Origin of the sequence: Tabrizicola sp. (assembly GCF_031377265.1) — a bacterium.
GTDB lineage: Bacteria > Pseudomonadota > Alphaproteobacteria > Rhodobacterales > Rhodobacteraceae > JAUYQR01.
The window spans coordinates 1-8,201 of sequence record NZ_JANMET010000221.1; the positions used below are offsets into that span (position 1 = coordinate 1).

Consider the following 8,201-nt stretch of genomic DNA (forward strand, 5'->3'; position numbering starts at 1 on the left):
GATCAAGTCCGGGGCGGGTATCCTGCGGGTCACAGGAGCGCCTCCAGTTTGGCCGGATCGAAGTTGGGGCCGGGGACGAGTTCGACGCCTTTTTTGGACATGCGAACCTCGACGCCGGCGGCGATCAGGGCGGATTTCAGGGCATCGACCGCGGAGAAGTCCTTCGAGGCCAGCGCGGCAGTGCGGGCTGACGTAAACCTGTTCAGCATCTCTTCCACGCGGTCAACAGTGGCCTTACTTAGTCCAACAGCTCTTACGCTGTGGCCAGCAGAGAATTCGTTCTCGACGCTTTGGGCGGCAAAAGGTGCAAACTTCGCCTCTATTCCGTCGGGATAGAACCCAAGCAAGTTGAGGGTACCAAGGAGAGCAACATAGTCCTGCTCTTTCAAATATTTGTTGAGGTGGGTTAGCGCCAAGGCAGTGTTCAGATCGTTTGCCAAGGCATCGACCACTTCATCTGGCGCCTTCACTGAAGGTCGATGAACAAAGGGCAAAGAGAGCGGGTCAGCTTGAAAAAGCTCGGCAATCTTCCTTAGCGTCACCTCTGCCTGCCGCGCCTTCTCTGCCGTCCAGTCCATCGGGCTGCGGTAATGCGTCATCAGGAAGACAAACCGGATAACCTCGCCCGGCACCCCCTGATCCAGCAAATCGCGCACGGTGAAGAAGTTGCCCAAGGACTTGGACATCTTCTTGCCCTCGACCTGCAGCATCTCGTTGTGCAGCCAGTAATGCGCAAAGTCGCCATGCGGGTGGGCGCAGGCGGATTGGGCGATTTCGTTTTCGTGGTGGGGGAATTGCAGATCAAGGCCGCCGCCGTGGATGTCGAAGCTGTCCCCCAGCAGCTCTTGCGCCATCGCGGAGCATTCGATGTGCCAGCCGGGGCGGCCTTTGCCCCATGGCGAAGCCCAGCCGGGTTCTTCGCCCGAGGAGGGTTTCCACAGGACGAAATCCATCGGGTCTTCCTTGAAGGGCGCGACCTCGACCCGCGCGCCTGCGATCATGTCGTCGACCGAGCGGCCTGAAAGCTTGCCGTAGTCCTTGTAGGACCGGACGCGGAACAGGACGTGGCCGTTCGCTTCATAGGCATTACCCTTGGCAATCAGGTCGGCCGTCATCGCCACCATCTGCTCAATGTAGTCCGTCGCGCGCGGCTCATGGTCTGGCCGCTGCGCCCCCAGCGCGTCCATGTCGGCGTGATACCAGGCAATGGTTTCCTCGGTCCGCTGGTGGATCAGATCCTCCAGCGTGCCCGCAGCGCCTGCCTTTTGGCGCCGCAGCGCCTCGGCGTTGATCTTGTCGTCGACGTCGGTGAAATTGCGGACGTAGGTGACGTGATCCGGGCCGTAGAGGTGGCGCAGCAGGCGGTTGAGCACGTCAAATACGATGACGGGCCGGGCATTGCCCAGATGCGCACGGTCATAGACGGTGGGGCCGCAGACATACATCCGCACGTTCGACGGATCGATCGGGGTGAAGTCCTGCTTCGCCCGCGCCTTGGTGTTGTACAGTCTCAGGCCCGCCATGGTCGTTTCCCCAAAAGATGGCACAAGGCCGCAAACCCGTTGATCCCGGCGGGGCTTACCAATTTCGACTGTGCTTGGAAACAGAAGACCGGGCCCGCCTGACGGATGTCAGCAGGTAATGCAGCAAATGAGGGTGCCGTTGGTCTTCATGCGAACCGTCCTACACCGATGCGACGCACCGCGCAACGGATTTGCGTGGCCTGAAGCGTGCAGGGTCAGTTGCCCGAACGGCTGAATTTGCTGCGCGGATCAGGCCCGATGCTGAGCCAGCCTGCGATGGTGCGGGCGACATGCGCAGTGATCTGGGATTTCTGCGTCTCGCCCCGCTGGCGCGCGGCGCGCATCGCATCACCCGACAAGGCAGGCAGTTCAGCCTTGATCGGCGCCGGCCCGGCCAGAATGGCGCCGGTGTCGGCATCCACCACCTGGGCGACGAAGTTGATGTTGTGCACACCGGCATTTTTCAGTTTGGTCTCGGCTTCAAAGGTCAGGGCATGGAAGCGGGTCATGGTGATTTCGATCACCACCGCGCGCGAGCCGCGCAACCCGGCGGCACCGCGCAGCACCGCATTGCGCATGATGGTGGCAACCTGCGCCCGCCGATCGCCCAGCGGGTCTTCGCGCCAGACGATATCGGCCTTTGGCAGGTAGGTTTTCTGCTCACTCACCACGAGGGTTTGCGGCACCGAGACGCGCACGTCTGTGACCCGCCAGCCCTGCGTCACCTCGGCCGGGATCGGCTGGTCATAGTAGGTTTCGAACCCGCTGCCGACGCACGCCACCAGCAGGGTGACGGCGACAAGGCCAAGAACGGAACGGCGCGACAGCATGGGAACTCTCCAACTCGCAAAACATATGGATGTGAAGGGGCGTATACCCCAGACAGGTTAACAGTCCACCGCCTTTTGCACAGATGCGCGGTGGTCCGCAAAGGGTTGCAGGCTCTTGCTCATCCGCGTCGGGTCTGGCCAAGTGGTGCTCCGAGGGAGAGTTTGATGGACCACGATGATCTTCGCCACTGGTCAAAAGTGGCCGCCGACTGGGCACATGACTATCACAAGACGCTGCGCGACCGCCCGGTGCGCGCGCCGCTTGTACCAGGCGCGATCGGGAAACAGCTGCCAATGGCGCCGCCTGAAGACCCGGCACTTCCCGAAGTGATATTTGCCGATTTTGCCAGAATCGTGCCACCGGGGATGACCCATTGGCAGCACCCGCGGTTCTTTGCGTACTTTCCGGCCAATGCCTCGCCCGCCTCGATGCTGGCCGAACAGCTGGTCAATGCGATGGCCAGCAACGCATTGATCTGGCAGACCTCTCCCGCTGCGGCGGAAATCGAGCAGGTGATGATCGACTGGCTGCGGCAGGCGCTTGGCCTGCCGGAGGGTTTTACCGGCACAATCCATGACAGCGCCACCACAGCGACGCTGTCGGCGATCCTGACGATGCGGGAACAGGCGTTGGACTATGCCGGTTTGCGGGTGGGGTTGGCGGGTCAGCCGTCGTTGCGGGTGTATGCGAGTGCACAGACGCATTCGTCGGTCGACAAGGCGGTGCGGATCGCGGGGATCGGGCAGGACAATCTGGTGAAGGTTGCAACCGATGCGGCGAATGCGATGGACCCGGCGGCGCTTGATGCAGCGATTGCCGCCGACAGGGCGGCGGGGTTGCTGCCTGTGGGGGTGATCCTGTGCGCGGGGGGCACCTCGATCGGTGCGTTTGACCGGATTGCGGAGTGTATTGCGGTGGCAAAGGCGCGGGGCCTGCCGGTGCATGTGGATGCCGCATGGGCCGGATCGGCGATGATCTGCCCGGAGTTCCGACCGCTTTGGGCCGGGATCGAGGGCGCAGAGTCGATCGTGTTCAACCCGCACAAGTGGCTGGGCGCGCAGTTCGACTGTTCGGTGCAGTTCCTGCGCGATCCGGGTCCGCAGGTGCGCACGTTGGGGCTGCGACCGACCTATCTGGAAACGGCGGGGCGCGAGGAGACGGTGAACTTCAACGAATGGACGGTGCCGCTGGGCCGCCGGTTCCGGGCGCTGAAGCTGTGGTTCACGTTGCGGGCTTACGGGCTGGCCGGACTGCGCAGCCGGATCCGCAACCATGTGGCCTGGGCGCTTGAGGCGCGGGATGCCATTGCGGCGCTGCCGGGGTTGGTCATCGTGACCGAACTGTCGCTGGCGCTGTTCACCTTTGCTTGCGCATCGGACGCAGAGACCGAGGCGCTGCTGACACGCATCAACGATGACGGGCGGCTGTATCTGACCCAGACGCGGCATCAAGGGCGTTATCTGATCCGGGTACAGATCGGACAGTTTGACTGCACGCGCGAAGATGTCATGATGATCCCAAACACCATTGCCGAATTGATGGGATAAAACATGCTGCGCGCACTCGTTCTGGGGCTTTTGCTGCCCTTTGCTGCCTATGGCCAAACCCTGCCCGAACCGCTGAGCGATACCGTTTCGGATTACGCCGACCTGTTGCCGGCCACGACCGAGGCGGAGATTTCCGCCGTTATCACCCAGACGCGGGAGGAGACCGGGGTTCACATCGTGGTGGCAACGATGGACCGGATTTCCAACTATGGCGCCGGGGATCGGAGCATTGCCAGCTATGCCAAGGAGCTGTTCAACGCCTGGGGCATTGGCGACGTCGCGCGCAACGACGGTATCCTGATACTGGTGGCGGCAGATGACCGTGTGGTGCGCATCGCGCTTGGGTCGGCCTATGACGCTGTGTACGACGGGCGCGCGCAACGGGTGATCGACACCGCGATCTTGCCGGAGTTCAAGGCCTCGCGTTATGCCGAGGGGATTCTGGCGGGGGTAAGGTCTACCCGTGACCGGTTGGTGACGCCTTTCCTTGCGGGCAAACCGATCACCGTGGACGAAGGTTTTCCAGCCAACCCTAGCAGTTCGCTGATCTGGTTGGGCGGGCTTGGGGCTGCGGGCGCGGCGTTGTTTGGCGGGCGGGCGCTGTGGCGGTCGCGCAAGCGCTGCCCGAAATGCCAGGCGTTGACGCTGGTCCGAAGCAGCGATGTGGTGACCCCTGCCACCACGCTGAGCGAAGGCAACGGAATCCTGCATCTGTCCTGCCCGAGCTGCGGATACATCGAGCGCAGGCCCTACACGATTGCCAGGCTGGGCAGCAGCCGGTCGTCGTTTCGGGGCGGCGGTGGCGGTAGCAGCAGTGGCGGTTTTGGCGGAGGCCGGTCGTCCGGCGGCGGTGCGACGGGGCGTTGGTAAGACGATACATTGGCAAGCGAGGTTGGAAATGCGCGTTTTCCCAGCGGTAGCAGCCTGCTTTGTTTTTTCCGTCCCTGTTTATGCGAAATCATTGCAAGATCAGTTGTTTCCGACCGCAACCTCATGTTACGCACGGAACTATTCCGTCGAACACCTTGTCCGCCATCCGATGCAGCAGGTCACCAGAATTGCCCTTGCGCCCGCCCCCGAGCCGGGAGGGGTGCTGGTGCTGCGGGTTTCAATAGAACTGCGTGGCGACGCCGAGCGTTATTCCGGCATTGCATACTGCGAGGCGACGGGCCGCGACGCGCTGTCCTGCGGGATGGAGGGGGATGCCGGAAGTTTCGTGCTGACGCCTGCGCGCAATGGCGCGGTGTTGCTGGGTGTCGGGCGAAACGGGGTGGGCTTTGAGGGCTTGTCCGGCTTTGTGCATCTGGACGGGATCAGCGGCGATGACCGCGAGTTCCTGCTGCCAAAGGCCGCAGGTTGTGCGTAGCGGGCCGGGATGTTGCCACCCCGGCCCAATACCAATCAGAAGCGCAGAGAGACCCGTGCGCTGACAGTGGTTGCGTCAAGATCGACGCCCGACCCGTCAAAGTCGCTGAAGTTGTGCTGCAGCACCTCGCCGCCAACAGTCCAGCGGTCGTTTACGGAAAAGTCGACGCCCGCCCCATAGAAATAGCCGGTGTCCGACAGGCCAGCCCCACTAACCGTGGCGCTGGCCTGAGCCGCACCAGCCGTGCCATAAACCAGCGCACGGCCAAGATCGGCACCCGCCATCAACTTCAGGCGAGCCACGTCATCGAGCGTGTCGCCGGCAACAGCACCAAGGTCAATGTCCGCACTGTCCCAGTCAAGCTCGGCACCCGCAACATACTGGCCAAAATCCCAACGGTAACCTGCGTGAACACCGTAGAGATTGCCGTTGCCGTCAAGCGCGCCGCCGTTGGAATCAACGTCGCCGTAGCCAAGCTGGGCACCCGCGTAAAAGCCGCTCCAGTCCGTCGAGGGGGCGACATAGGCGGGGGCTGCCATGATTTCGGGCTCGGGTTCGGGCGTGGCCATGCCGCCGGCAAAGGCGGGCATCGCAAGCGTTGCCGAGGCAAATAGGATTGCAATTGTCTTCATTTTTTCTGCTCCTTTTCAGGCCGCTGTCCCGACAAAGATCGGGTTGATCGCAGCATGACCCCTATTTTGGGGCTAAGCAGAAGGGTTACAACCATTTGTATTTTTCAGTTTATGTCTTTCAACCCGATCGGGCAAAGTCTCGCGCAGGCAAACGGTTGAACCGGCGAAACGGCGCCGGTTCCATCGGCTTAGACGCGATCGGCCAAATCCAGCCACTCGGCTTCGGCCGCCTGCAATGCGGCTTGGCGATCGGTCAACGCCTGCGTCGCCTTTTGAAATTTCATCGGTTCGCGGGTGAAAAGGTCTGGGGTGCTCAACAGCTCGACCAGCTTTGCGACCTCAGTCTCCAGACGTTCGATGACGCCGGGCAGATCTTCAAGCCGCTTGCGCTCGGTGAAGCTGACGCTGGCTGCGGGGCGCACCGGATCATCGCGGCGGGGCACCGGTTTGGCATTGCCGCGCACGGCTGCCTCGGCCTCGGCGACACCACGCTGGGCGGCATAGTCGGACCAGCCGCCGGGAAACGCCATCGCCCGCCCCTGCCCTTCAAGCGCCACGGTGGCGGTGGCGATGCGGTCGATGAAATCGCGGTCGTGGCTGACCAGAAGGACGGTGCCGTCATAGTCGGCAAGGATATCTTGCAGCAGATCAAGGGTTTCGACGTCAAGATCGTTGGTCGGTTCGTCGAGGATCAGCAGGTTGGACGGGCGCGCCATGATCTTGGCCAGCAACAACCGTGCCTTTTCGCCGCCCGACAGGCTTTTCACCGGGGCGCGGGCTTGCCGTTCGTCAAAGAGGAAGTCCTTGAGGTAGGCCACCACGTGCTTTGGCACACCGCGCACCATCACCTGGTCAGACGCGCCGGAGACCCGCATCATCGGATCGCCGGTCAGGTTATCCCACAGGCTGGCCTCGGGTGCCAGTTGCGCGCGGGTCTGGTCGAACACCGCGATTTCAAGGTTGGTGCCCAGCTTGACGCGACCTTGATCGGGTTGAACTTCGCCAGTCAACATCTTGAGAAGTGTGGTTTTTCCAACCCCGTTCGGCCCGACGAAGGCCACCCTGTCACCGCGCAGCACGCGCAGATCAAGGCCCTTGACGATCTGTTTGTCGCCAAAGGCTTTGACCAGACCAACCGCGTCGATCACCTTCTTGCCACTGACGATGCCGCTGTCGAGGTCAAGCGCCGCTGTTCCCTGCCTGCGGATCTGCGACGAGCGTTCGGAGCGCAGGTCAGCCAGCGCGCGCACCCGGCCCTGATTGCGCTTGCGCCGCGCGGAAATACCTTCAACGGCCCATTTCGCCTCGGCCTTGATCTTGCGGTCCAGCTTGTGGCGGGCGTCGTCTTCTTCGGCCCAGACGGTTTCGCGCCAGTCCTCAAACCCCTCGAAGCCGCTTTCGCGACGCCGGATTTCACCCCGGTCGATCCACAAGGTGGCGCGGGTCAGGGCGCGCAGGAAGGCGCGGTCGTGGCTGATCAGCACAAATGCGGTGCGGGTGGTCAACAGCTCCGCCTCCAGCCATTCGATGGCCTGGATGTCGAGGTGGTTGGTCGGTTCGTCCAGCAGCATCAGTTCCGGTGCTTCGGCCAGCAGTTTGGCCAATGCGGCGCGGCGCCGTTCGCCACCACTGGCGGTGGCCACGGGCATGTCGGGGTTGAACTTCAGCCCCTCGGCCACAACGGCCAGCTTGTAGCCTTCGCCCTCGCCCAATGCGGCAGAGGCGAAATCGCCGAGTGTTGCGTAACCCGACAGGTCCGGGTCCTGTTCCATGTAACCGACGCTGACGCCGGGGGACACGACGCGAATGCCGCGATCAGGTTCCACCAGCCCGGCCATTACCTTCATCAAGGTCGATTTGCCCGAACCGTTGCGCCCGACCAGGGCCACCCGGTCGCCCGGCTGGATGACGAGGGAGAGCCCGTCGAACACGGGATTGCCGCCGAAGGTCAGCGAGATGTCGGAAAGTTGGAGAAGGGGTGCGCGTGCCATGGGCGCGAGGTATGCGGCCCAAGCCGCGCCGTCAACGGGGCTTTGCAATAAGAGTGCAAAGTTCGATGATAGCTGTGCGTAACCCCGGTAACAAACATGCCCACACCCCTCGCAGACGTGACCATTGTGGACCTGACCCATGTGTTGGCCGGGCCCTATTGCAGCCAGATCCTAGGCGATCTGGGCGCGAAGGTGATCAAGGTCGAGCGCCCTGGTCGCGGTGACGATACCCGCGCCTTCCCGCCGTTTGTGGCGGGTGAGAGTGCCTATTTCGCCACGCTGAACGCAGGCAAGCAGTCCATCGCGCTGGA

Annotated in this window: 8 protein-coding genes; 4 read left to right on the top strand and 4 right to left on the bottom strand. The window is 62.8% G+C overall.

Going from position 1 to position 8,201, the window contains the following annotated elements; genetic code table 11:
• Window positions 1–29 precede the first annotated feature (29 nt).
• Together cysS and RMO18_RS13110 are read right to left on the bottom strand one after the other, a co-directional pair.
• Window positions 30–1,523 carry a cysteine--tRNA ligase gene (cysS, locus tag RMO18_RS13105; RefSeq protein ID WP_309666452.1) on the bottom strand — a complete coding sequence of 498 codons (1,494 nt, stop codon included), beginning with the start codon at window positions 1,521–1,523 and terminating at the stop codon, window positions 30–32.
• Window positions 1,524–1,738: 215 nt separating this feature from the next.
• Window positions 1,739–2,353 (bottom strand): DUF6778 family protein, encoded by a 615-nt coding sequence (locus RMO18_RS13110; RefSeq protein ID WP_309666453.1) that lies wholly within the window; start codon window positions 2,351–2,353, stop codon window positions 1,739–1,741.
• 165 nt (window positions 2,354–2,518) lie between these two features.
• Between RMO18_RS13110 and RMO18_RS13115 the strand changes: the two genes are divergently transcribed.
• The 3 genes from RMO18_RS13115 (at window position 2,519) to RMO18_RS13125 (ending at window position 5,267) form a co-directional block, all read left to right on the top strand.
• The gene (locus tag RMO18_RS13115; protein ID WP_309666456.1) at window positions 2,519–3,901 is read left to right on the top strand and encodes a pyridoxal-dependent decarboxylase; all 1,383 of its coding nucleotides are present in this window, start codon (window positions 2,519–2,521) and stop codon (window positions 3,899–3,901) included.
• Window positions 3,902–3,904: 3 nt separating this feature from the next.
• On the top strand, window positions 3,905–4,771 hold the full coding sequence (locus RMO18_RS13120) for a TPM domain-containing protein (protein WP_309666458.1): 867 nt from the start codon (window positions 3,905–3,907) through the stop codon (window positions 4,769–4,771).
• Window positions 4,772–4,940: 169 nt separating this feature from the next.
• On the top strand, window positions 4,941–5,267 hold the full coding sequence (locus RMO18_RS13125) for a hypothetical protein (protein WP_309666459.1): 327 nt from the start codon (window positions 4,941–4,943) through the stop codon (window positions 5,265–5,267).
• A gap of 35 nt (window positions 5,268–5,302) precedes the next feature.
• Here RMO18_RS13125 and RMO18_RS13130 read toward each other — a convergent pair whose 3' ends face one another.
• Together RMO18_RS13130 and RMO18_RS13135 are read right to left on the bottom strand one after the other, a co-directional pair.
• Entirely contained in the window at window positions 5,303–5,899 is a 597-nt protein-coding gene (locus RMO18_RS13130) for a porin family protein (RefSeq protein ID WP_309666460.1), read from the bottom strand.
• 188 nt (window positions 5,900–6,087) lie between these two features.
• Window positions 6,088–7,890 carry an ATP-binding cassette domain-containing protein gene (locus RMO18_RS13135; protein WP_309666461.1) on the bottom strand — a complete coding sequence of 601 codons (1,803 nt, stop codon included), beginning with the start codon at window positions 7,888–7,890 and terminating at the stop codon, window positions 6,088–6,090.
• Between the two features lie 96 nt (window positions 7,891–7,986).
• Here RMO18_RS13135 and RMO18_RS13140 point away from each other — a divergent pair.
• A partial coding sequence (locus tag RMO18_RS13140) for a CoA transferase (protein ID WP_309666463.1) occupies window positions 7,987–8,201 on the top strand: 215 nt, incomplete at its 3' end.